Source organism: Nocardioides marmorisolisilvae (assembly GCF_003725775.1).
Taxonomy (GTDB): Bacteria; Actinomycetota; Actinomycetes; order Propionibacteriales; family Nocardioidaceae; genus Marmoricola; species Marmoricola marmorisolisilvae.
The window spans coordinates 23900-45563 of sequence record NZ_RJSG01000003.1 but is presented as its reverse complement, the minus strand read 5'-3'; the positions used below and the strand labels follow the sequence as shown (position 1 = coordinate 45563).

Below are 21664 nucleotides of genomic sequence, written 5' to 3'. Positions count from 1 at the left end.
ACTGTTCGCCCCCCGTTCACGCTCCGTCGCCTTCCGTTCACCCGATTCCAACTACTCTGAAGCCATGCGCGACGCCTACGCCGACCAGCTCGACTCGATCCGGGAGGACCTGCTGTCCATGACCCGACTGGTCGGGACAGCGGTCACGCACGCCACCAGCGCCCTGCTCGACGGAGACGCCAGCGTCGCGGAGCAGGTCATCTCGGACGACGCCGCGATCGACGCTCTGCGGGTCAAGATCGAGGACCACAGCTTCGAGCTGCTCTCCCTGCAGAACCCCGTCGCCGGCGACCTGCGGATGCTGGTCGCCTCGCTGCGGATGGTCAGCGAGTTCGAGCGGATGGGTGACCTCGCGGTGCACGTCGCGAAGATCGCCCGGCTGCGCGTCCCGGACCTCGCCGTCCCGGACGAGGTCGTCCCGACCATCGCGCGGATGGCTGCGGTCGCCGAGGTGATGATCGCTAAGGTCGGCCACGTGATCGCCGACTCCGACGTCGCCGCTGCCGAGGAGCTCGAGCAGGTCGACGAGGAGATGGACAAGCTGCGCCGGTCCTCGTTCCGCGAGCTGCTCGGCTCGGACTGGAAGCACGGCGTCGAGCCGGCCGTCGACATCGCCCTGCTGGGTCGCTACTACGAGCGGATCGCCGACCACGCGGTCTCGATCGCCCGCCGGGTGGTCTTCCTGGTCACCGGCGAGCAGCCGACCTACGTCGACTGATCAAGGACGCGTCAGCGGACTTGATCGATGGTGGTTGAGCAGCGAGCGCCGGAGCGAGGTACGAGTTCGGCGACCGAGCGTGTCGAAACCTGGTGACGTGCGCAGGGACTACTTCCCCTGGTTGGCGACGGCCGCGGCAGCCGCGGCAGCAGCCTCCGGGTCGAGGTAGCGCCCACCGGCAACGGTCGGGCGCTGGTTCTCGTCGAGCTCGTAGACCAGCGGCATGCCGGTCGGGATGTTGAGCCCGGCGATGTCCTCGTCGCTGATCTGGTCGAGGTGCTTCACGATCGCGCGCAGGCTGTTGCCGTGGGCGGCGATCAGCACGGTGCGTCCGGCCTGAAGGTCCGGGACGATCGCGGACTCCCAGTACGGCAGCAGCCGGGCGATCACGTCCTTGAGGCACTCGGTGCGCGGCAGCTCGTCGCCGAGGTCGGCGTACCGGGGGTCACCGGCCTGGGAGTACGGGTCGTCGTCGGACAGCGGCGGCGGCGGGACGTCGAACGAGCGGCGCCAGAGCATGAACTGCTCCTCGCCGTACTCCTCGAGGGTCTGCTTCTTGTCCTTGCCCTGAAGCGCGCCGTAGTGGCGCTCGTTGAGGCGCCAGGACCGCTGCACCGGGATCCAGTGCCGGTCGGCCGCGTCCAGGGCGAGGTGAGCGGTGGTGATCGCACGACGCTGGAGCGAGGTGTGCAGCACGTCGGGCAGCAGGCCGGCCTCGACCAGCTGCTCGCCGCCGCGGACGGCCTCAGCGCGACCCTTGTCGGTCAGCGCCACGTCCACCCAGCCGGTGAACAGGTTCTTCGCGTTCCACTCGCTCTCGCCGTGGCGGAGCAGGATCAGCGTGGCCATCACTCAGCGGCTGCGGAGGACGGGGCCCCCGACGGCAGCGGCACGTTCGCGTAGTCCTCGGAGTTGCTCACGATCGGGACCAGGACCTGCGAGGACTGGCCGCTGGCGAAGGTGAACGTGAGGCGCACCCACTTGCCCGCCTGGACCGCGGCTCCGTCGATCTGGACCTGGACCGGGTTGCCCTTGGCGGCCGGCAGGGCCAGGTTGGCGACGCCGTCGGCGGGGATGTCGACGCCCTCGCTCGTGGAGGTCACGCCGGTGCCGGTGATGTTGATCAGCTTGTCGGCCTTGGTCGCGTTGTTGTCCAGCGCGGCGATGAAGGTGCCGGTGCCGTCGGTCGCGCTGACGATCTGCGCGTTCAGGATCTCGACCACACCCGCGCGGTCGTTCACCCCGGCGGCCGGCTGGTAGACCTTGTCGGTCTGGGCGCCGAAGCCGCAGGCGGCCACGGTCGGGGCGAGGAGCAGGGCGGCGGCGATCGCGACGCGGCGCTTGATCGGGGACTTCACGAGACCTCGGATCCTCTCGGGAGGGCGTGTTTCTGGGCCGGCGGGGAGCGCGGCTTCTGCTGGTCGAACCGGCTGAAGCCTACCGTCTCACTGCCGCAGTCCGACCGTCAGCCCTGCAATCACGAGACCGGCCACCGACAGGGTGCTCAGGGTGATCGTGAGCAGCAGCAACCGGGGTGCTCCGACCCGCATCGCGACCAGCAGCGGCAGGGTGCGCGCACCCGACTTGTTGTCGTCGACGAGGTCCCCCAGCGAGGTCATGAAGTGGGCGCAGAAGCCGACGGCGGCGGCCGCGCCGGTGATCGCCCAGGTCGGTGCGTCACCGTGCATGCCTCCGGCCCAACCGCCGTAGGCGAGGAAGGCCGGCAGGAACGCGGCCGTCAGGGTCCAGCCCACGAACGAGAACGCGGTGCGGTGCAACCAGCGGTTGTGGATCCACCCGATGGGCAGGGTGGCGAGCAGCGCCAGGCCGGCGACGCCGCCGTTCTGCACCGACAGCGGAACGGCGAGGAGGACCAGCACCATCATCCAGTAGCTGGCACTCGCAGCGGCCACAATCCCTTGTGCAATGGGCTTTCTGGGTGTCTGCGCCCGGTAGTCGTGCGCCTGGTCGTTGACGTCGTTGGAGAGCCCGAGCGCGAGCTGGACCGCGAGCACGGCAGCACCGGCGGAGAGGAACTCCCGCGGCGGCCGACCGTCAACAGCGGCGAGCACGCCGATGGTCACCGCGAGGAAGACTGCCTGCTTCGGGTGGCTGCAGCGGATCAGGTCCCTGATCCGGGCCCGTGAACCGACCAGGGGAACGGCGTCGCTCATGGACGCAAACTACCCACACCGGACGCAAACGCATCGGTACGACGCCGAGCAGGTTGTGGACGACGGATCGGCAGGACGCATATCTGCTGGATCCTTGTCAAGCCCCCATTAGCCGTCTGACCTGCGCAAACGCGAAATCGACACTCCCGAGTGCGTGTTAGACTGGTCACCTTGAAAGGGGTTTTCTGCACATGACCTTTACCGTCGGCGAAACGGTTGTTTATCCAAATCACGGGGCTGCCATCATCGAGGACATCGAGATGCGCACGATCAAGGGCGAAGCGAAGGAGTACCTGGTACTTCGCATCGTGGCCCAGCAGGATCTCGTGGTGCGAGTACCCGCCTGCAACCTCGATCTTGTCGGGGTTCGCGACGTGGTCGACAAGGAAGGACTGGACCGGGTCTTCGACGTGCTTCGCGCGATCGTCCCGGACGAGCCGACCAACTGGTCGCGCCGTTACAAGGCAAACCTGGAGAAGCTGCACTCCGGCGACGTGATGAAGGTGTCCGAGGTCGTCCGCGACCTGTGGCGCCGTGAGCGTGACCGTGGCCTGTCGGCCGGCGAGAAGCGGATGCTCGCCAAGGCCCGCCAGATCCTCGTCTCCGAGCTTGCGCTGGCCGAGCACACCAACGAGGACAAGGCTGAGGCCATCCTCGACGAGGTGCTCGCCTCCTGAGGCTTCGAACACGACAACCCCCGGCCGACCGGCCGGGGGTTTCGTGCTTCTAGGGTGGTTTCCGTGGACGAGGACCTGCAGGCACTCGGGTGGGTGCCCACCGACGGCCGCGGTTCCCTGCCGTTCGCCCTCGTGCACGGGGAGTCCCTGGTCGCCGCGGCCTCCTGGGCGGTGGGTGAGGCCGGCGTCCGGCTGATCGACGCCAGCTCCACCTTCGAGCAGGTGCGCAGCGCCGGCCTGCCGCTGCTGTTGCACGACCCGCTCTGCCCGCTGACGCCGGTCGACTTCCTCGAGCGTGCCGTGCAGACCTGCGTGGAGACCGGTGCGGTCGTCGTCGGCTACCGCGAGGTCACCGACACCATCAAGGTCCGCGACGGCGACGTGCTCGGGGCGACCGTCGACCGTTCCCGGCTGCGGTCGGTGACCAGCCCGGTGGTGATCCCGGCAGAGGTCCTCGCCGGCCTCGGGGCGCTGGACAGCACCGACCTGGCCGCACTGGTCGGACGGCTTGCCGAGGTCGCCGAGATCCACTGGCTCCCGGCTCCGCCGATCGCTCGTCGGATCGCCGGCAAGGACGACCTGGTCGTGCTGGAAGCGCTCAGCCGTTCGCTGACGTGACCAGCTCGGTCGCCAGCGCGAGGTCCTCGGGGAAGGTGACCTTGAGGTTCGCCGCCTCGCCGTCGACGGCGTGGATCGCCACGTCGGTGTAGCGCTCGAGGCAGGCGGCGGTGTCGGTGCCGACGAAGCCGTCGGTCGCGGCGAGCGAGTAGGCCGTCAACAGCTCCGGGGCGCGGAACGCCTGCGGGGTCTGCACCCCGACGAGGTCGCCGGCCACCGGGGCTCCGTCGAGGGCGACGAGGCCGGTGGCGCCGAGCGCCGGTACCGCGGCACCGTGCTGCTGGGCGACGTCGATCGCGGTGCGGAAGAGCGCGGCGCTGGCCAGCGGTCGGGCACCGTCGTGGATCGCGACGACACCGATCTCGCCGCTCTCGATGTCGGGGCGCAGCGCCTCGAGGGCGCGGGTCTCGGAGTCGTGCCGCTCGGCGCCGCCGTCGACCAGCCAGACGTCGTGCGCCCCGAGGTAGGGCGCCAACGCGGCCGCGACCTGGTCACGGTCCTCGGGCCGCACGACCACGACGATCCGGTGGACGTCCTCGACCTCGAGGGCGGTGCGCACGCTGTGGGCGAGCAGGGGGATGCCGTCGAGCGGCAGCAGCACCTTGTTCATCTCCGCGCCGACGCGGCTGCCGGCGCCGGCAGCCAGGACGACGATCGCGGAGCCGGTCACAGGTGCGGGCGGATCAGCTTGATCAGGGTTCCGGTCACCAGCTCGTCGCGCTCGAGCGGCAGCATGTGGCCGGCGTCCGGGGCGACGGTCAGCACCGCCCCCTCGAGGTTGTCGGCGATCCGCTTCGCGTGCTCCGGCGGGGTCAGCACGTCGCGGGTGCCGACCAGGACGTGGGTCGGGATGCCGTCGAAGACCTTGAGGGCGTCGGTGCGCTCGTGCAGCAGGCAGTTCTCGTAGAAGCCGACCATCGTGGCGGCCGGGGAGTTGATGATCCCCTCGACCGTGAGCGCCGCGTCGACCAGGCGCAGCGGCCGGCCGATCAGGAACCGACGCACCACCTGGCGCTCGATGATCGGCGCCCGGCGCCGGGCCTTCTTGGTCAACGTGCGCGACCGGAAGGCGAGCACGCGCGGGATCTGGTTGCGCAGCGCCGTGCCCATCTCAGGGAGGCCCAGCGTCACCGTGTCGAGGCGACCGGAGGAGGTCGCGACGAACGCGGCCCCGACCAACCGGTCGTAGATCTCCGGCCGCTGTTCGGCCAGCCCCATCATCGTCATGCCACCGATCGAGTGGCCGGCGACGACGAGCTTGCCGTTCGGCGCGTAGGTGTCGATCACGTCGCCCATGTCGCGGGCCAGGTTGTCGATCGTGCAGTCGACCTTCGGGGTCGGGTCCGAGGCGCCGTGACCGCGGTGGTCCCAGGTGACGATCCGGATGCCGTGGCCGAACTCGCGCTGCAGGTCGCGCACCTGGTACATCCAGTCGCCCTGGTTCAGCGTCCAGCAGTGCGCCAGCACGACGGCGAGCGGCGCGTCCACAGGGCCGTAGGTGCGCACGTCGAGCCGCAACCCGTCAAAGGTCTTCATGGGCCGAGTCTGCCCTCTCGGAGGGTCGTTGGTCAGCGAATGTGAAGTATCTGACACACGGTGTCTCAGGTACTTTCGGACCCGATCGTGCCGGGGCGGTGCAGCAGAGCCGTGGCCACGGCGGCCAGGCCCTCGCCGCGGCCGGTCAGGCCGAGCCCGTCCGTGGTCGTTGCCGAGAGCGTCAGCGTGATGCCGTGCGCCTCCGCGATGGCCTGCTCAGCCTCTGCGCGGCGGCCGCCGATCCGCGGGCGGTTGCCGATCAGCTGGACCGCCACGTTCGCGACGTCCCAACCCGCTGCGCGCACCCGGCGCAGGGTCTCCGCGAGCAGGTCGTGGCCCGGCGCACCCGCCCACTCCGGTTCGGACGTGCCGAAGTTGCTGCCGAGGTCGCCGAGGCCGGCCGCGGAGAGCAGGGCGTCGCAGGCGGCGTGCAGCACGACGTCGCCGTCGGAGTGGCCCTCGGGACCGACCTCCTCCTCGGGCCAGTCGAGCCCGGCGATGCGCATCGGGCGTCCCGCCACGAGGCGGTGCACGTCGGTGCCGATCCCGGTTCGCAGGTCCACACCCTGATCATGCACCACCGCTCGTGCCCGGCCGTCACACTTCGGTAAGGCGTGAACGCGGGTCGTGCTTGCACCCCTGAGTGATCATGGAGGAGTGGATCGCAGCTCACGTGGGGCACTGGCGCTCGCCGGTGTCCTGACCGGCATCGCCGGCCTGGTCGCCAGTCAGGCGACGGTGTGGATCCTCCAGGCGAAGAACGGCCCGATCGTCGCCGTCGCCAGCGCCGTCCGGGACAAGACCCCCGGCGACCTGGCTGTGAAGCTGGTGCACCTGGTCGGGCACAAGGACAAGCCGCTGCTCATCGCCAGCACCACCGTGCTGCTGCTCCTGCTGTGCGCCTGGCTCGGGACCCAGGCACGACGCCGCCCGGTGCTGCCCGAGCTCGCCTTCTTCGCCCTCGCCGTCGTCGGCCTGGTCTCGGTGCTCCGGCTCAAGGACTCGTCCGCGGGGTCGAGCTTCGGGGTCGTGGTCGGCCTGATCACCTGGCTGGTCGTTTTCCGGGTGCTGACCTCGCCCCTGGTCGCTCCGGCTGCCGATGCGGCGCCCGAGGTCTGGGCCGGCTCGCGCCGGGCCTTCCTGCAGCGGGTCGGAGGCGTCGGAGCCGGGGTGGTGCTGGTCGGCTGGATCGGCCGGGTCAGCAGCCGCGGTCGTCGCCGCGCCGAGCAGGCACGCCGGCTGCTGCGGCTCCCGGTCAGCGCCGGCAAGCCGCCCGCCGGGGTGAGCGTCGGGGTCCCGGGCGTGGCCGCGTGGCGGACCTCGAACGACGACTTCTACCGGATCGACACCGCACTGACGGTGCCGACGATCACGCCCGGAGACTGGTCGCTGCGCATCCACGGCCAGGTCGAGAAGGAGCTGACCATCTCCTACAACGACCTGGTCAGCCGATCGCTGACCGAGGACTGGATCACGCTGTGCTGCGTGTCCAACGAGGTCGGCGGAGACCTGATCAGCAACGCCTACTGGTCCGGCGTACCGATCCGCGACCTGCTCGCCGAGGCGGGGGTCAAGGACGGGGCCGATGCGGTGCTGCAGACCTCCAAGGACGGCTGGACCTGCGGCACCCCGCTCGCGGCGCTGACCGACCCGAAGCGCAACGCGATGCTGGCGCTGGCGATGAACGGACAGCCGCTGCCGCTCGAGCACGGGTTCCCGGTCCGGATGGTCGTGCCCGGCCTGTACGGCTACGTCTCGGCGACCAAGTGGCTGGTGGACCTCGAGGTCACCAGCTTCGACCAGTTCGACGCCTACTGGACCGTCCGCGGCTGGTCGGCGAAGGGCCCCGTGAAGACCGAGTCGCGCATCGACGTCCCGCGCGACGGTGCCGGCACCAAGACCGGTTCGCTCAAGGTCGGCGGCTCGGCCTGGGCGCAGCACACCGGCATCGAGAAGGTGGAGTTCCAGCTCGACGGTGGTCCCTGGCAGGCGGCCCGGCTCGGTTCGGTGCCCGGCAACGACACCTGGGTGCAGTGGGCCGGCGACGTCGAGGTCGGCAAGGGCAAGCACCACCTCGCGGTCCGGGCCACCGACAAGTCCGGCTACACCCAGACCGCCGTCCGCCGCGACGTCGTCCCCGACGGCGCCACCGGCTGGCACACCATCGAGTTCCAGTCCGGGTGACCTCTACGCTGCGTCCATGACTGAGCAGGACGCGGACTTCGCCGACCGGACCGGTGCGGCGCTGGTGATCGGCGGCAGCGGCGGACTCGGCCGGGCCATCGTCCGGATGCTCGGTGAACGCGGCAGCGCGGTGGTCGCGACCTACCGCGGCAACCAGAGCAAGGCCGAGCTCGCGGTGACCGAGGCCCGCGCGTACGGCGTCCGCGGCGAGGCGCGCGCCCTGGACACCCTCGACACCGCGGCGGTGCGTGCCCTGGTCGCCGACGTCGTGGAGCGCTTCGGTGGCCTGCACACGCTCGTGTACGCCGCCGGCCCGCACGTCCCGATGAAGCACCTGTCGAAGGTCGACCCCGACGACCTCGCCGCCCAGCTCGACGTCGACGCCGGGGCGTTCTTCCGGGTCGCCTCGGCCTGCCTGCCCGCGCTGCGGGAGAGCGCCGGGAACATCGTCGCGGTCACCACGGCGGCAACCTCCCGGTTCCCCGTGCGTGACGGGTTGTCCTCGGCGCCGAAGGCTGCGGTCGAGGCGATCGCGCGCGGGTTGGCCGCGGAGGAAGGCCGGTTCGGGGTGCGGGTCAACTGCGTCGGCCCCGGCATGCTCACCGACGGCATGGCCGAGGTGCTGATCAGCTCCGGCGAGCTCGACGAGGTCGCCCTGGAGATCACCCGCGGCAACATCCCCCTGCGCCGCTTCGGCCAGGCCGTCGACATCGCCGAGGCGGTCTGCTTCCTGGCCAGCGACCGCGCCGGATTCATCAGCGGCCAGAAGCTCGACGTCGACGGTGGCTATTCGGTCTGATCCGTCCCACTAGACTTCCCCGGTGACTCTGAGGCTCTACGACACTGCTACCGGCGAAGTCCGTGACTTCGTGCCCCTCGCTGCGGGCAAGGCCGGTATCTACGTCTGCGGTCTGACCGTGCAGAGCGAGCCGCACGTCGGTCACGTCCGCTCCGCGGTGAACTTCGACGTGCTCCGCCGCTGGCTCGCCGCCACCGGGTCGGACGTCACCTTCATCCGGAACATCACCGACATCGACGACAAGATCCTCACCAAGGCCGCCGACCAGGGTCGTCCTTGGTACAACCTGGCCTACGACATGAAGCGCGAGCTCGACCGCGCCTACGCCGACCTGAACGTGCTGCCGCCGACCTACGAGCCGGCCGCCACGGGTCACGTGCCGGAGATGATCGAGCTGATCGAGCTGCTCATCTCCAAGGGCCACGCGTACGCCGCGGAGGACGGTTCGGGCGACGTCTACTTCGACGTGCGCTCCTGGCCGTCGTACGGCGAGCTGACCCACCAGGGCATCGACGACATGGAGGCCGCGACCGACGCGGACCCGCGCGGCAAGCGCGACCCGCGCGACTTCGCGCTCTGGAAGGGCTGGAAGTCCGACTCCGAGCCGCGGACCGCGTCCTGGCCGGCGCCGTGGGGCCGCGGTCGTCCGGGCTGGCACATCGAGTGCTCGGCGATGGCCGGCAAGTACCTCGGCGAGGCCTTCGACATCCACGGCGGTGGCGTCGACCTGCGGTTCCCGCACCACGAGAACGAGCAGGCGCAGTCGCGTGCGGCCGGTGGCGCCTTCGCGTCGTACTGGCTGCACAACGCCTGGATCACCACCTCCGGCGAGAAGATGAGCAAGTCGCTCGGCAACTCGCTGCTGGTGCCCGAGGTCCTCAAGCGGGTCCGCGGCATCGAGCTGCGCTACTACATGGTGGCCGCGCACTACCGCTCGCACGTCGAGTTCTCGTTCGAGGCCCTCGACGACGCAGCGTCGGCGTTCCAGCGGATCGAGCGGTTCGTCGAGCAGTACCCGGGTGTCGTCGGCGAGCTGCCCGACGCCTTCGTCGCTGCGATGGACGACGACCTCGGTACGCCGGCCGCGGTCGCGGTGATCCACACCCTCGTGCGCGAGGGCAACGCCCAACCCGGCGCCGCCGCGAAGCTCGCCGGTCAGGTGCGAGCGATGCTCGCGGTGCTCGGCCTCGACCCGGCCGACCCGGCGTGGGCCGCGGGTGGTTCGGGCAAGGCGGAGACCGCGCTGGCGGCCGCGATGGAGCTGGTCATGCAGCAGCGCGCGAAGGCCCGTGCGGACAAGGACTGGCCGACGGCCGACGCGATCCGTGATGCCTTGGCGGCAGCGGGTATCGATGTCGAGGACACCCCCGACGGCGCACGGTGGTCCATTCAAAACGGGAGCGTGTAGAGATGGCAGGCAACTCGCAGCGCAAGGGCGCGATCAAGAAGACCGGCAAGGGCAACCCCACTGCCGGCTCGGGTGGTCGCGTGCGCCGCGGACTGGCCGGCAAGGGCCCGACCCCGAAGGCCAAGGATCGCGAGTACCACCAGGCGCACAAGACCGCCAAGCGCGCGGCGAAGAGCGCCGAGATGAAGCAGAAGCGCCGCCCGAAGCCGGGCGAGGCCGAGTGGATCGCCGGGCGCAACTCGGTCGTCGAGGCACTGCGGGCGAAGATGCCGATCACCGCGGTCTACGTCGCCGAGGGTGCCGAGCGGGACGGCCGGCTCCGTGAGGCGTTCGGGCTCGCCTCCGAGCAGGGCGTCTCGCTGATGGAGGTGCCGCGGATCGAGATGGACCGGATGACCGGCGGTGCGGTCCACCAGGGTCTCGCGGCCCGGGTTCCGGCGTACGAGTACAGCCACCCCGACGACCTGCTCGACGTGGCCGCCGAGCGCGGCGAGCCGGCGCTGATCGTCGCCCTGGACTCGGTGACCGATCCGCGCAACCTCGGCGCGATCGTCCGTTCCGCCTCCGGGTTCGGTGCCCACGGCGTGCTGATCCCCGAACGACGTGCGGCCGGCATGACGCCGTCGGCCTGGAAAACCTCGGCCGGTGCCGCAGCTCGCGTTCCGGTGGCGCAGGCGGTCAACCTGGTCCGGCAGCTCAAGGAGTACCAGAACGCGGGGTGCATGGTGATCGGCCTGGCCGCGGACGGCGAGGTCTCGCTGCCCGATCTGGACCTGGCCGACGGCCCGCTGGTGATCGTGGTCGGCTCGGAGGGCAACGGCCTGGGTCGCCTGGTCTCGGAGACGTGCGACCAGCTTGTCTCGGTGCCGATGAGCTCGGACCTGGAGTCCCTGAACGCCGGTGTCGCCGCGTCGATCGCGCTCTACGCCGTGTCCCAGAAGCGAGCCGGCGGAGCGTAGCCGCCCCGTGCGCCGGATTCTCGGTCTCACCGCTGCCTGGTTGATCCTGGCGGCGCCGATCTGGGCTGCGCTCTTCGTCCGTTCGGACGCGGCGATGGTGGTGGCCGGCCACGACGCGGTCGTCCAGCCGACCTTCGACCATCACGTCCGCCTCGTCACCGGCCCCTACCTGCCGGACTTCCGGATGCCGAGCGACAGCCAGGTCGGCGTACGGATCACGATCGGCAAGACGGAGGCGCGCAGCACCGACGAGCTGATCCAGCGCTACGCGCTGATCGCCAGCCACACCGATGTCGAGGCGCGCGCGGTGACACGTGAGGTGAAGCGCCTGGCGATCGATGCGGCCGTCCGGGCAGCCGTGCTGGCACTGGTGCCGGTACTCGTCTGGGAGCTGCTCGGGTCCCGTCGCCGCACCGAGCTGCGTCGACCCACCCGCACGGGGCTGGTCATCACGTTGGCGTTCGTGGTCCTCGCCGGCTTCTCGGCGTGGCAGCCGTGGCGCCCGGCCCTGCCGCGCGTCGACGCCGGTGACTGGGTCAGTCTCCCGGACGCACTCCCGGGGGTGACGGTGCCGCCGGACCTGCGCAAGGTCGAGGTGCAGAACGAGGTCTTCACGCAGAGCACCAAGGGTCTGGTCGCGGACCTGTTCGGCTACTACGACCGGAGCAAGGCGTTCTACAAGGCGCTGGTGGCGAAGGTGCCCGACGCGGCCCGCGCGCTGCACCCGCCCGCGCCAGGGCAGACCGTCGCGCTGCTGATCAGCGACCGGCACGACAACATCGACATGGACCAGGTGGTGCGCGCGTTCGCGGACCAGGCGAAGGCCACCGCCGTGATCGACGCCGGTGACGACACCTCGGCGGGGCAGTCCTGGGAGTCGTTCAGCCTCGAGTCCCTCGACGACTCGCTGAAGGGGATCGGCAACCGGATCGCGATCTCGGGCAACCACGACCACGGCTCGTTCGTGAGCGGCTACCTCGCCAAGCACGGCTGGACCCACCTCGACCACCGGGCGACGGAGAAGTTCGGCGTCCGGTTCTTCGGGGTGGACGACCCGCGGGCGAGTGGTCTCGGCGCGTTCATCCCGGTGAAGGGCCCGACGTTCGCCGAGGAGACCGCGACACTGGCCGACGAGGTCTGTGCCCTGGATGCGAAGGGTGAGCGGGTGGCCACCGTCGTCGTGCACGACGCCACGATGGCGCGCACGGCGCTGGAACGCGGCTGCACCGACCTCGTGGTCGCCGGGCACGTGCACGTCCAGCTCGGCCCGGACCGCGTGGTGGGCGAGAACGGCAAGGCCGGGTACACCTACACGAACGGCACCACCGGCGGCGCCGCCTTCGCCGTCGCTGCGGTCGGCAAGCTGCGCCGGGAGGCGGAGTTCACGTTCGTGACCTACCAGGACGGGCGCCCGGTCGGGATCCAGCCCGTGCGGGTGAGCACCCACGGGCAGTTCACCGTCGACCCCTACATCGTGCTGAATCTGGACGAGCCACACTGACCCGCTCGACTAAATCTAGTCAGGCGAGATGAGAGACTTGGTCCATGCGCGTCACAGCGAAGGCCGACTACGCCCTGCGAGCCCTGATCGAGATCGCCCGTCGCGACGACGGCTCCCCGGTCAGCGCCGAGGAGCTCGGCCGTCTCCAGGACATCCCGCACGGGTTCCTGCAGGCGATCCTCGCCGACCTTCGTCGGGCCGGGTACGTGATGGCGCAGCGCGGTCAGTCGGGCGGGTGGCGCCTGAACAAGGACGCCGCTGACGTCTCGGTCGCGGACGTGATCCGCGCGGTCGACGGCCCGCTGGTCTCCGTCTACGGCCTGCGTCCCGAGGCCGTCACCTACAACGACTCCGCCGCCGTGCTCCAGCACGTCTGGATCGCCGGCCGCTCGGCGCTGCGCGACGTCTTCGAGCACGTCTCGATCCGCCAGCTCGCCGACGGGAAACTCCCGAAGGCGGTCACCTCGCGCACCGCGGACGACGACGCCTGGCAGAGCGAGAACCGCTGACGGTTCCGGTGGTTGAGCCGGCTGGTGCTGGTTGAGCCTGTCGAAACCCGGTGACGTACCCGCTCAGCTGACCTTCCAGATCGAGGCCCGCGGCGACCTGCCGCTGTCCCCGACCTGGATCAGCCGCTCGCCCTTCACGATCCCGGGCAGCTCCGGCTCCGTCGTACCGGTCCGGGTGGCGGTGACCAGCACCGTCCCGTCCGGGTGCTCGCGCAGGTAGGCGACCTCGTCGGCACCGACGTGCACCCAGCGCAGACCGCCGCGGCGCAGCGCCACGTGCTCGGCGCGCAGCCGCGCCAGGGCGGCGTACACCCCCGCGGTCCTGGTGCTGAACGCAGCTACGTCGTCCCAGGGCATGGTGCGCCGGGAGTCCTCGCCGTCGACGCCCTCGAAGCCGAGCTCGTCGCCGGCGAAGACCATCGGTACGCCGGGCAGGGTGAACTGGAGGACCGCAGCGACGTGGTGCAGATCGGCCGATCCGGTGGTGGTGCGGATCCGCGGTGAGTCGTGCGAGCCGAGGATGTTCCAGCTCGCGCCGACGGCGTCCCACCCGAAGCTGGCGGTGAAGTCGCGCATCGCGGCGACCATCGCGGTGCCGTCGCGGCGCGGCACGTCGACCGGCAGCCCGAACGAGGGCACTGGCCGGCGCGGGTCGCGCAACCACTCCCAGACCGGGAACGAGAAGCCGTAGTAGTTCATGGTCCCGTGCCAGCCGTCGCCGTCCAGGTCGCCGGTGGCGTCGTGCCCGTGCTCGGCCAGCACCAGGGCGTTGGGGCGTACGTCGGTCGCGGTCGCGCGGATCTCGCGGGCGACCTGGTGGGCGACGTCGACGTCGACGTGCCGACCGGTCATGTTGGCCACGTCGATGCGCCAGCCGTCGATGCCGAACTCGAGCCAGCGGGCGACCACCGCACCGAAGCGCTCGCTCAGACCGGGCGCGGTGTGGTCGAGCTTGGGCAGGGTGTCGTAGCCCTTCCAGCCCTCGTGGCTGCCGTCGGCGGCGAAGTAGTAGTAGCCGCGCTCCTCGCTGCCCTCGTCCGCGACCGCGCGTTGGAACCACTCGTGGGTGTCGCCGGTGTGGTTGCTGGTCAGGTCGCCCAGGACGTGCAGTCCGCGCTCGTGGGCGGCGTCGATGAGCCGGCGGTAGGCGTCGTCGCCGCCGAGAAGCGGGTCAACCGTCTCGAAGGTGCTGGCGTTGTAGCGGTGGTTGCTCTCGCCGGGGAAGACCGGTGTCAGGTAGATCGTGGTGACACCGAGCGCGACGACGTGGTCGAGGTGCTCGGTGATGCCGTCGAGGTCGCCGCCGTAGAACTGCAACGGCGTGTGCGGCCCGGAGTGGATCGGTGCGTCGTCCCACTGCGCCGGCACCGCCCAGTCCGGGATCGGCCGGTCGTCGGCAGCAGCCGAGCGCGCGAACCGGTCCGGGAAGATCTGGTAGACGACGGCGTCACGGCCCCAGTCCGGGGCCGCCTCGTGACAGCTGACGGTGAAGTCGTGCGCGTCGGTGACGTCGCGGTCGAAGACGCCGGCCTGATTGAGCCAGACGAAGGTGTCACCGAAGGCCACCAGGAAGCGGTAGCGCTGGACCGGGTTGTGCAGCCGGACGGAGCCCACCCACCAGGTCGTGTCACCCTCGGTCCGCTCGACGGTGCACGCGGCGAAGAACGGTTCGGCGTCCTCGACGGTGCGCAGCCAGACCGCGTCGGGGAGCAGGTGGTTGCTGGTGCGGACCCGGACCTGGACGGTGTCACCGAGCGGTGCGTGCTCAGGGCGTCGGTACAGCGGCGACCCGTCGTGGTGGGGGAAGTGCAGCAACGGGTCCACGTCTCCATCCTCCCTGATCACCGGTCCCCGTGTCCGGAATGTCCTCGGATCGGGTCGGGCCTGCGCGCCGGTACGATTACCGCCGCCGGTCCGTACGACGGCATGCCGGTGTAGCTCAGTTGGTAGAGCGCCTCTCTTGTAAAGAGGATGTCGCGGGTTCGACTCCTGTCACCGGCTCGGAACCCTTTCGTGGAGGAGGAGCCGATGTCCGACGAGCTCAAGCCGTGCCCGTTCTGCTTGGCCGAGATCCCCACGGCGGCGCGGAGGTGCCGGCACTGCACTGCGGACCTCGATACGTGGGAGCCGCCGTCGCTGGGTGCCCTGTGGATCGCCGGGATCGTGCTCTGCGTCATCGGTTCCCTGATCGGTTCCGGCGACGACGGGGAGTGGTTCGGCTGGTTCCTGTTCTCAGTCGGCGCCGTGGTCCTCCAGATCTGCATCATCGCGCTCGGCGTCTCGCTCGGGGTCCGGGACCGGGACTGGAAGGCCGTCATCGGCCCACGCCGAGAAAATTCTTGAACTAATTCTTCCAAGAACTTCCCACGCTCTTTGGGTGTTTTCACCTGATGTGGTCTCCAGAATTGCCCACTTCTGCGAAGAATCTGCGGCATTACACGGCTATTCCAAATCCGAAGTGCCCGGTTCGGCACTGGTCTTCCCTTGGATCTGCCTTGGTGTTCAACTCTCTTGACGGTGCGGTTGCCTTGGTTGTCCAAGACGATCCCCGGTACTCGTACGGAGCGTTCAGCCCATGGCTCAGACCTCGAACCAGCAACGCGCGGCCCACGCTGTTGCGGCTCGGATGGCCCGGTTGGAGTGGAACAACACCCAGCTGGTCGCCGCGACCGGTGCCGACCCGGGCACGATCGGCGACTTCCTGAACGGGAAGCGCTGGCCGAAGATCGGAACCCAGGGAAAGATCGAGCGCGCCCTGGAGTGGCCGCCCGGCACCCTGCGCTCGATCGCCTCCGGCGGCGCCGCCCCGGATCTCTCGATTCCTGTCGGTGGTCGCCGTGAAGATGGTGACCAGTACGACGACGCGCTCCGATTCCGTCGTCCGGCCGGACTCACCGACCAGCAGTGGGAGCGGGTCACGGCAGAGGCCCGGGAGTTCATCGAGTGGCAGATCGAGAAGGCAGTTCGCCGCACCTGAGCTACGACCCGGCCGCCGATGCGGCCGCCCGCTACCCGGACTGGGTGATCTGCTCGGTCGACCTCGGCGGTGTGATCCCCGAAGTGCTCTCCCGCAGTCGTCGCGTCATCCTGCTCGAGCGCGATCATCCGCCGGCACAACGCCGCAGCTCGCTCGCGCACGCCCTCGCCCACCTCGACCTCGGGCACGCCGAGACGCCCAGCGGGTGGTTCGAGCAGCGTGAGGAGGTCGAGGCCGAGGACCTGGCGGCGCGCCGGCTGATCCCGTTGCCGGCGCTGGCCCGGGCGCTCGCCTGGTCGCGCGAGCCCGACGAGGTCGCCCGCGAGCTCGGGGTGGACGACGCGATGCTGACGCTCCGGCAGTCGCGGATGGCCACGGACGAGCGACGGAGACTGCGCCGGATGCTCGCCCGGTCCGATCGGGCGACCTGGGTCAATCGCTGACCCGGACCACCTCGAACTGCAGCCTCGGGTGGGCGAAGGTCTCCTGGCTCTCGACCAGCCGGAGCTCGCGGGACTTCGCCTCCAGGGTGTTCTCCAGGAGGTCGAAGACGCTCGACGCGGTCCGGGCGAGCGCCGTCGCGACGTCGCCGGTCTCGACCAGGTGGGCCGAGAACAGCGCGGCCGTCACGTCGCCCGAACCGTTGCTCTTCAGGGGCAACCGGGGTGTGGTCACCGACCAGGTGCCGTCGCCGGTGACCGCCAGCAGACCGATCTCCTCCGGCCCGGACCCGGCATGCTCGACGCTGGTGACCAGGACCGTCACCGGCCCGAGAGCGCGGGCGGCGTGGGCTGCCGCGACGACGGCGGCCAGCTCCGGGCGCTCGTCCCCGGTGTCGAGCAGGCCGGTGAGGAAGCCGAGCTCGAACTGGTTCGGGGTGATCAGGTCGGCCCGGGGGATGACCTGGTCGCGCAGCAGCGGCGGGATCGCGGGGTCGACGAAGCAGCCGCTGCGCGCGTTGCCCATCACCGGGTCGCACGCGTAGATCGCGGCCGGGTTCGCCGTCTTGACGCGCTCGACCGCGTCGAGGACGACCTCGGCGATCTGCGGGCTGCCCTGGTAGCCGGAGAGGACCAGGTCGGTGCCGGCCATCGCGCCGCGTTCCTCGATGCCGAGGATCACCTCGTGCACGTCGTCGCCGGGGATCACCGGCCCGCGCCACGCGCCGTACCCGGTGTGGTTGGAGAAGAGCACCGTGTGCACCGGCAGCACCTCGTGGCCCAGGCGCTGAAGCGGGAAGACGGCGGCGCTGTTGCCCACGTGCCCGTAGCTGACCGAGGACTGGATCGAGAGGACCTGCATCCCTCGATCCTGCCACCGGGACCGATCTAGCCCCTGAAACTAGAACTTGTTACAGTTGCACGGCCCGGGTCAGAACCGGCACTCCAGCGCGCACGAATGAGGTTTTCATGGCGAAGAAGCGGTCCACCGAAGCTGACTACGTCGTCGTCGGATCCGGCAGCTCGGGAAGCGCGATCGCCGGTCGCCTGGCCGAGGCCGGGCACAGCGTGATCCTGCTCGAGGCGGGCAAGAGCGACGAGAAGTTCCTGGTCAAGAAGCCGGGCATGATCGGCCCGATGCACGCGGTCCCGCAGATCAAGAAGACCGTCGACTGGGGCTACTACTCGGTGCCGCAGAAGCACATCCTCGACCGCAAGATGCCGGTCCCGCGCGGCAAGGTCGTCGGCGGCTCGAGCTCGGTCAACGGCATGGTCTACGTGCGCGGCAACCGCGCCAACTACGACTCCTGGGCCGCCGAGGGCAACGAGGGCTGGGACGCCGACTCGGTCAACGCCGCGTACAAGCGGATGGAGGACTTCGAGGGCGGGGCCGACGACTACCGCGGCGCCGGCGGACCGATCCGGGTCAGTAAGTGCAAGTTCCCGCAGGAGGGAACCCACCAGTTCATCAACGCGGTCTCCAACGCGCTCGACGTGCCGGTCAACCCGGACTACAACGGCGCGTCCCAGGAGGGCGTCTCCTACATGCAGCAGAACGCTGCCGAGGGCCTCCGCTACAGCGCCTCGCGCGGCTACGTGCACAACCTCGCACCGGCCACGCTGGAGCTGCAGAGCGAGGTGCTGGTCACCAAGGTCAACATCGAGAACGGCCGCGCCACCGGTGTGAACGTGACCGACAAGAACGGCTCCCAGCGGACCATCCGCGCCGGCAAGGAGGTCATCCTCTCGGCCGGCTTCGTCGGCTCGGCGCAGATCCTGATGCTCTCCGGAGTCGGTCACGCCCAGCACCTGAAGGATCACGGCATCCAGGTCGTCTCCGACCTCCCGGTCGGCGACAACCTGCACGACCACATGTTCCACGCGATGACCTTCCACACCACCTCGACCAAGCAGAAGGGCAGCCCGGCGTTCTTCGCCAAGGGCGTCATCAAGGAGGTCCTCCGCCCGGGCTCGACGTTCCTGGCCAACTCGGTCTTCGAGTCGGTGGGCTTCGTGAAGACCTCGCACTCGGTCAACGGCGTCCCGGACCTGCAGCTGCACATGCTGCCGTGGGCCTACGTCTCGCCGAACCAGGACGAGCCGATCATGCACGACGTCGACCCGCGCACCGCGATGACCGTGCTGGTCTCGCTGATCTACCCGCGCAGCCGCGGAACGCTGCGCCTGGCGAACGCCGACCCGACCTCGGCGCCGCTCATCGACTTCAACTACCTCGCCGAGACCAGCGACCTGGACACCCTGCTCGAGGGCTCGGAGATGACGCGCGCGATCATGGCGGACCCGGCCTTCGGCGGGCACGTCAAGGAGGAGATCCACCCCGGCATCGACCTGCAGGGCAGCGAGCTGCGCAACGCGATCCTCAACCGGGCGACCTCGATCTACCACGGCGTCGGCACCTGCCGGATGGGCGTGGACGAGCTCTCGGTCGTCAGCCCGGACCTGAAGGTGCGCGGTGTCGAGGGTCTGCGCGTCGCGGACGCCTCGATCATGCCGAGCATCACCGGCGGCAACACCAACGCGCCGGCGATCATGATCGGCGAGAAGGCCGCGGCGATCATCCTCGGTCGCTGACGCGGCGGTCGGTTTCCCTAGGCAAGACGTGAAACCAGCACTTCCGACCTGAAGCATCGGGTCGTTCGCGCAGATTCACGTCTTGCCTAGGGATTCCGCGCGTCAGGCGACCAGCAGGCTCCGCTTCGACAGCCCCATCCAGTACCCGTCGATCACCTGGTCGCCGGGCGCCTCGGGGTCGAGGGCTGCGCCGAGGGTGACGAACAACGGCGTGTAGTGCTCGACGGTCGGGTGCGCGTAGGGCATGCCCGGGGCATTGGTCCGGTACGCCGCGAGCTCGGCGACGTCGCCGCGAGCAAGCGCGTCGGCGGCCCAGAGGTCGAAGTCGACCGACCAGCCCGGGGCCTCGGCGTCGATGCGGAACTCCTTGAGGAACGGCAGGCCGTGGGTGAGGAAGCCGGACCCGATCACGAGAACGCCCTCGTCCCGCAGCTCGCGCAGCCGGCTGCCGAGGGTGAGGAGCTGGTAGGGGTCGTGGGTCGGCAGCGACATCTGGATCACCGGGATGTCCGCCTCCGGGTACATGATCGTCAGCGGCACCCAGGCGCCGTGGTCGAGCCCGCGACTGGCGTGCTGGTGCACCGGCTCGGTGTCCGGCATCATCGCCGCGATCCGCTGGGCCAGCGCGGAGGCGTCCGGGGTGTCGTAGCGCATCCGGTAGTACTTGGGGTCGAAGCCGCCGAAGTCGTAGACCAGCTCGGTGCCCGGCCCGCTCGCGGAGAGCGAGAGCGGGGCGGACTCCCAGTGCGCGCTGACGATGAGGATCGCCCGGGGACGTGCGAAGGTCCCGGCGAGGTCGCGCAGCTGGCCCGACCAGGTCGGGTCGTCGAGGAGCGGCGGTGCGCCGTGCCCAATGTAGAGCGCAGGCATCCGATCAGTCATGGCGGTCATGTTAGTTCAAACTTAAACTAGTTGGCAATCATTCCCGAGCGGAGCGAGGTCCTGAGGAGGTTGCGAAGCAACCGTCACGAAGGGCGGACTAAGGCCGGCAGCGACCAGTCCACCGGCTCGCCGCCCTGCTCGACCAGCAGCCCGTTCACGGTGCTGAACGGCTTGGACCCGAAGAACCCGTTGCGGGCCGAGAGCGGGCTCGGGTGCACCGACTCGACGCAGGGGACCGAGCCCAGGCGCGGTCGCAGCTTGCGGGCGTCGGCACCCCACAGGATCGCGGCGAGCGGTCCGCCGCGGGAAGCGAGTACGTCGATCGCCCGCTCGGTGACCGGCTCCCAGCCCTTGCCGCGGTGCGCGTTCGAGACGTTGGGCGCCGTCGTCAGCGTCCTGTTCAGCAGGAGAACTCCTGCGTCGGCCCAGGGAGAGAGGTCCCCGTTCGCCGGGATCGGGACGCCGAGGTCGGCGACCAGCTCCTTGTAGATGTTCATCAGGCTCGGGGGCAGGGGCCTGACCTCGGGGGCGACCGAGAAGCTCAGGCCGACCGGGTGGCCCGGGTTCGGGTAGGGGTCCTGCCCGACGATGAGGACCCGTACGTCGGCGAGCGGACGCTGGAACGCCCGCAGGACCTTCTCGCCGCTCGGCTGATAGCCGCGACCCGCGGCGATCTCGGCGCGCAGGAACTGGCCCATGCGGGTGATGTCGTCCTCGACCGGGGTCAGGGCCTCAGCCCAGTCCTCGGCCATCAGGCCTTGCGAGACGAGGTCGGCGAGGGGGCTCACCGGGGCAGGCTACTTCTTCAGCAGCGCGACGATCTTGTCGGCGACCGCCCGGGCGTAGGCCGGGTAGGGGTGGAACTGCAGAGCCTTGCCCGGCACGTTCAGCTCGCCGGCCATCCACGGGTCGTTCGAGCAGAGCTCGTGGCCCGGCGATGCCGCGTACATGTCGATGTAGTCGACCTTGGAGCTCTTCGCGGTCCTGGCCAGGTCCTGGTTCACCAGCTTCAGGGCGAGACGCAGGCGGGTTGCCGCGGCCGCCGGCAGCGGGAGCGCCTGGCAGTCCTTGTCGTCGGCCAGCACCCGGGGGTAACCGACCAGCACCACGCGCGCGTTCGGGGCGGCCTTCTTGATGGCCTTCAGGTTCGCCTTCACCTCGGAGGCCATCGTCGCGATCGCCTCGGTCACCGAGCTGTCGGTCGCCTTCAGGTACTGCGAGCACTGCGGCAGCGTGATCCCGTTGACCGGCAGGCAGACGTAGAGGAGCAGGTAGGAGATCGGTGTCGACCCGTTGTTCAGGCCGATGCCCAGGGTCACGAGCTTGGTCTTCTTGCTCAGCGCCTCGAGCTGGGGTGGTCGGGAGGCCGGCGGGTTCTTGATCGCCTGGTCCTGGGTCAGGTTCGCCGACGTGGCACCGCCGCAGGAGGCATCGGTGAACGTCGTGATGCCCAGGTCGGCCGCGACCAGGTGCGGGTAGTTCACCTTGGCCCGCTTGCACGCGTTGTCGACGAACGGTCCGGCTCCGGCGAGCGCGGTGTAGGAGTCGCCCAGCGCCACGTAGCTGTCCAGCGTCTTCGGGTGCGGGTTCCCCTTCGCTCCGCAGGCCGCGAGGGCGAGCAGCGCGACGGCGAGCAGCACGCTCACGGCGACGCGGGCGTGCGGACGTGCGCGGTTCACGGAAGTCATGA

Annotated in this window: 24 protein-coding genes and 1 tRNA gene; 14 read left to right on the top strand and 11 right to left on the bottom strand. The window is 70.0% G+C overall.

The features are described 5' to 3' along the window. Window positions 1-64 precede the first annotated feature (64 nt). The gene (gene phoU / locus EFL95_RS15645) at window positions 65-718 is read left to right on the top strand and encodes a phosphate signaling complex protein PhoU (protein ID WP_123235051.1); all 654 of its coding nucleotides are present in this window, start codon (window positions 65-67) and stop codon (window positions 716-718) included. Between the two features lie 108 nt (window positions 719-826). Here the strand turns inward: phoU and EFL95_RS15640 are convergent, their stop codons facing one another. The 3 genes from EFL95_RS15640 to EFL95_RS15630 form a co-directional block, all read right to left on the bottom strand. Further along, window positions 827-1570 (bottom strand): phosphoglyceromutase, encoded by a 744-nt coding sequence (locus tag EFL95_RS15640; protein ID WP_123235050.1) that lies wholly within the window; start codon window positions 1568-1570, stop codon window positions 827-829. Further along, complete coding sequence (locus EFL95_RS15635) at window positions 1567-2076, bottom strand: hypothetical protein (protein ID WP_123235049.1); 510 nt, start codon at window positions 2074-2076, stop codon at window positions 1567-1569. Before EFL95_RS15635 ends, EFL95_RS15640 begins: the two co-directional genes overlap by 4 nt. A gap of 87 nt (window positions 2077-2163) precedes the next feature. Next, complete coding sequence (locus EFL95_RS15630; RefSeq protein WP_123235048.1) at window positions 2164-2892, bottom strand: UbiA family prenyltransferase; 729 nt, start codon at window positions 2890-2892, stop codon at window positions 2164-2166. A 191-nt stretch (window positions 2893-3083) separates the two neighbouring features. Between EFL95_RS15630 and EFL95_RS15625 the strand changes: the two genes are divergently transcribed. Together EFL95_RS15625 and EFL95_RS15620 are read left to right on the top strand one after the other, a co-directional pair. Then, the gene (locus EFL95_RS15625; protein WP_123235047.1) at window positions 3084-3569 is read left to right on the top strand and encodes a CarD family transcriptional regulator; all 486 of its coding nucleotides are present in this window, start codon (window positions 3084-3086) and stop codon (window positions 3567-3569) included. A gap of 63 nt (window positions 3570-3632) precedes the next feature. Beyond that, window positions 3633-4187 (top strand): glycosyltransferase family protein, encoded by a 555-nt coding sequence (locus EFL95_RS15620; protein ID WP_246004996.1) that lies wholly within the window; start codon window positions 3633-3635, stop codon window positions 4185-4187. Here EFL95_RS15620 and EFL95_RS15615 read toward each other — a convergent pair. From EFL95_RS15615 to ispF, 3 genes are all read right to left on the bottom strand, one after another. Beyond that, window positions 4168-4857, bottom strand: a complete 690-nt coding sequence (locus EFL95_RS15615) for an IspD/TarI family cytidylyltransferase (RefSeq protein ID WP_123235045.1) — start codon at window positions 4855-4857, stop codon at window positions 4168-4170. The two genes, EFL95_RS15620 and EFL95_RS15615, sit on opposite strands and share 20 nt — an antisense overlap. Further along, window positions 4854-5723 (bottom strand): alpha/beta fold hydrolase, encoded by an 870-nt coding sequence (locus tag EFL95_RS15610; RefSeq protein ID WP_123235044.1) that lies wholly within the window; start codon window positions 5721-5723, stop codon window positions 4854-4856. Before EFL95_RS15610 ends, EFL95_RS15615 begins: the two co-directional genes overlap by 4 nt. Before the next feature lie 65 nt (window positions 5724-5788). After that, on the bottom strand, window positions 5789-6286 hold the full coding sequence (gene ispF, locus EFL95_RS15605) for a 2-C-methyl-D-erythritol 2,4-cyclodiphosphate synthase (RefSeq protein ID WP_123235043.1): 498 nt from the start codon (window positions 6284-6286) through the stop codon (window positions 5789-5791). 94 nt (window positions 6287-6380) lie between these two features. Here ispF and EFL95_RS15600 point away from each other — a divergent pair, with 94 nt between their 5' ends. From EFL95_RS15600 to EFL95_RS15575, 6 genes are read left to right on the top strand one after another with little or no spacing between them, the layout of a single operon-like run. Beyond that, a complete protein-coding gene (locus EFL95_RS15600) occupies window positions 6381-7907 on the top strand; it encodes a molybdopterin-dependent oxidoreductase (protein WP_123235042.1) in 1527 nt (508 codons plus the stop codon). Window positions 7908-7923: 16 nt separating this feature from the next. Continuing rightward, window positions 7924-8706 (top strand): SDR family NAD(P)-dependent oxidoreductase, encoded by a 783-nt coding sequence (locus EFL95_RS15595; protein ID WP_183407212.1) that lies wholly within the window; start codon window positions 7924-7926, stop codon window positions 8704-8706. Window positions 8707-8728: 22 nt separating this feature from the next. Next, complete coding sequence (gene cysS, locus EFL95_RS15590) at window positions 8729-10114, top strand: cysteine--tRNA ligase (protein ID WP_123235041.1); 1386 nt, start codon at window positions 8729-8731, stop codon at window positions 10112-10114. A 2-nt stretch (window positions 10115-10116) separates the two neighbouring features. Then, window positions 10117-11073, top strand: a complete 957-nt coding sequence (gene rlmB / locus EFL95_RS15585) for a 23S rRNA (guanosine(2251)-2'-O)-methyltransferase RlmB (protein ID WP_123235040.1) — start codon at window positions 10117-10119, stop codon at window positions 11071-11073. A 7-nt stretch (window positions 11074-11080) separates the two neighbouring features. Beyond that, window positions 11081-12574: a metallophosphoesterase family protein gene (locus EFL95_RS15580; RefSeq protein WP_246004995.1), complete on the top strand. Its 1494-nt coding sequence runs from the start codon at window positions 11081-11083 to the stop codon at window positions 12572-12574. Between the two features lie 44 nt (window positions 12575-12618). Then, window positions 12619-13083, top strand: a complete 465-nt coding sequence (locus EFL95_RS15575) for an RrF2 family transcriptional regulator (RefSeq protein ID WP_123235039.1) — start codon at window positions 12619-12621, stop codon at window positions 13081-13083. A gap of 63 nt (window positions 13084-13146) precedes the next feature. Here the strand turns inward: EFL95_RS15575 and EFL95_RS15570 are convergent, their stop codons facing one another. Then, window positions 13147-14907 (bottom strand): glycoside hydrolase family 13 protein, encoded by a 1761-nt coding sequence (locus EFL95_RS15570; RefSeq protein WP_183407211.1) that lies wholly within the window; start codon window positions 14905-14907, stop codon window positions 13147-13149. Window positions 14908-15011: 104 nt separating this feature from the next. Here EFL95_RS15570 and EFL95_RS15565 point away from each other — a divergent pair. From EFL95_RS15565 to EFL95_RS15550, 4 genes are all read left to right on the top strand, one after another. Continuing rightward, window positions 15012-15084 (top strand) — tRNA-Thr (locus EFL95_RS15565). A gap of 27 nt (window positions 15085-15111) precedes the next feature. Beyond that, window positions 15112-15426 carry a hypothetical protein gene (locus EFL95_RS15560; protein WP_148045069.1) on the top strand — a complete coding sequence of 105 codons (315 nt, stop codon included), beginning with the start codon at window positions 15112-15114 and terminating at the stop codon, window positions 15424-15426. A 232-nt stretch (window positions 15427-15658) separates the two neighbouring features. After that, entirely contained in the window at window positions 15659-16060 is a 402-nt protein-coding gene (locus EFL95_RS15555; protein ID WP_123235036.1) for a hypothetical protein, read from the top strand. Continuing rightward, window positions 16027-16503, top strand: coding sequence for an ImmA/IrrE family metallo-endopeptidase (locus EFL95_RS15550; protein ID WP_183407210.1), 477 nt, complete (start codon window positions 16027-16029; stop codon window positions 16501-16503). Before EFL95_RS15555 ends, EFL95_RS15550 begins: the two co-directional genes overlap by 34 nt. On the opposite strand, the gene pdxY is transcribed toward EFL95_RS15550, so the two are convergent. Next, window positions 16493-17362 (bottom strand): pyridoxal kinase PdxY, encoded by an 870-nt coding sequence (gene pdxY, locus EFL95_RS15545; protein ID WP_123235034.1) that lies wholly within the window; start codon window positions 17360-17362, stop codon window positions 16493-16495. The two genes, EFL95_RS15550 and pdxY, sit on opposite strands and share 11 nt — an antisense overlap. A 107-nt stretch (window positions 17363-17469) precedes the next feature. Here pdxY and EFL95_RS15540 point away from each other — a divergent pair, with 107 nt between their 5' ends. After that, window positions 17470-19092, top strand: coding sequence for a GMC family oxidoreductase (locus EFL95_RS15540; RefSeq protein WP_123235033.1), 1623 nt, complete (start codon window positions 17470-17472; stop codon window positions 19090-19092). 102 nt (window positions 19093-19194) lie between these two features. On the opposite strand, the gene EFL95_RS15535 is transcribed toward EFL95_RS15540, so the two are convergent. From EFL95_RS15535 to EFL95_RS15525, 3 genes are all read right to left on the bottom strand, one after another. Next, window positions 19195-19974 (bottom strand): dioxygenase family protein, encoded by a 780-nt coding sequence (locus EFL95_RS15535; RefSeq protein WP_183407209.1) that lies wholly within the window; start codon window positions 19972-19974, stop codon window positions 19195-19197. An 83-nt stretch (window positions 19975-20057) separates the two neighbouring features. Beyond that, window positions 20058-20726, bottom strand: a complete 669-nt coding sequence (locus EFL95_RS15530) for a uracil-DNA glycosylase (protein ID WP_123235376.1) — start codon at window positions 20724-20726, stop codon at window positions 20058-20060. Between the two features lie 45 nt (window positions 20727-20771). Beyond that, a complete protein-coding gene (locus EFL95_RS15525; protein ID WP_183407208.1) occupies window positions 20772-21662 on the bottom strand; it encodes an SGNH/GDSL hydrolase family protein in 891 nt (296 codons plus the stop codon). Window positions 21663-21664: the final 2 nt, after the last annotated feature.

Bases quoted from the DNA above. Each gene is read 5' to 3' on its own strand.
- EFL95_RS15535 (WP_183407209.1), bottom strand. From the start codon at position 19,974: ATGACTGATCGGATGCCTGCGCTCTACATTGGGCACGGCGCACCGCCG.
- EFL95_RS15560 (WP_148045069.1), top strand. From the start codon at position 15,112: ATGTCCGACGAGCTCAAGCCGTGCCCGTTCTGCTTGGCCGAGATCCCC.
- phoU (WP_123235051.1), top strand. From the start codon at position 65: ATGCGCGACGCCTACGCCGACCAGCTCGACTCGATCCGGGAGGACCTG.
- EFL95_RS15595 (WP_183407212.1), top strand. From the start codon at position 7,924: ATGACTGAGCAGGACGCGGACTTCGCCGACCGGACCGGTGCGGCGCTG.
- EFL95_RS15625 (WP_123235047.1), top strand. From the start codon at position 3,084: ATGACCTTTACCGTCGGCGAAACGGTTGTTTATCCAAATCACGGGGCT.
- rlmB (WP_123235040.1), top strand. From the start codon at position 10,117: ATGGCAGGCAACTCGCAGCGCAAGGGCGCGATCAAGAAGACCGGCAAG.
- EFL95_RS15610 (WP_123235044.1), bottom strand. From the start codon at position 5,723: ATGAAGACCTTTGACGGGTTGCGGCTCGACGTGCGCACCTACGGCCCT.
- EFL95_RS15530 (WP_123235376.1), bottom strand. From the start codon at position 20,726: ATGGCCGAGGACTGGGCTGAGGCCCTGACCCCGGTCGAGGACGACATC.
- EFL95_RS15555 (WP_123235036.1), top strand. From the start codon at position 15,659: ATGGCTCAGACCTCGAACCAGCAACGCGCGGCCCACGCTGTTGCGGCT.
- pdxY (WP_123235034.1), bottom strand. From the start codon at position 17,362: ATGCAGGTCCTCTCGATCCAGTCCTCGGTCAGCTACGGGCACGTGGGC.
- EFL95_RS15525 (WP_183407208.1), bottom strand. From the start codon at position 21,662: ATGACTTCCGTGAACCGCGCACGTCCGCACGCCCGCGTCGCCGTGAGC.
- EFL95_RS15630 (WP_123235048.1), bottom strand. From the start codon at position 2,892: ATGAGCGACGCCGTTCCCCTGGTCGGTTCACGGGCCCGGATCAGGGAC.
- EFL95_RS15540 (WP_123235033.1), top strand. From the start codon at position 17,470: ATGGCGAAGAAGCGGTCCACCGAAGCTGACTACGTCGTCGTCGGATCC.
- EFL95_RS15575 (WP_123235039.1), top strand. From the start codon at position 12,619: ATGCGCGTCACAGCGAAGGCCGACTACGCCCTGCGAGCCCTGATCGAG.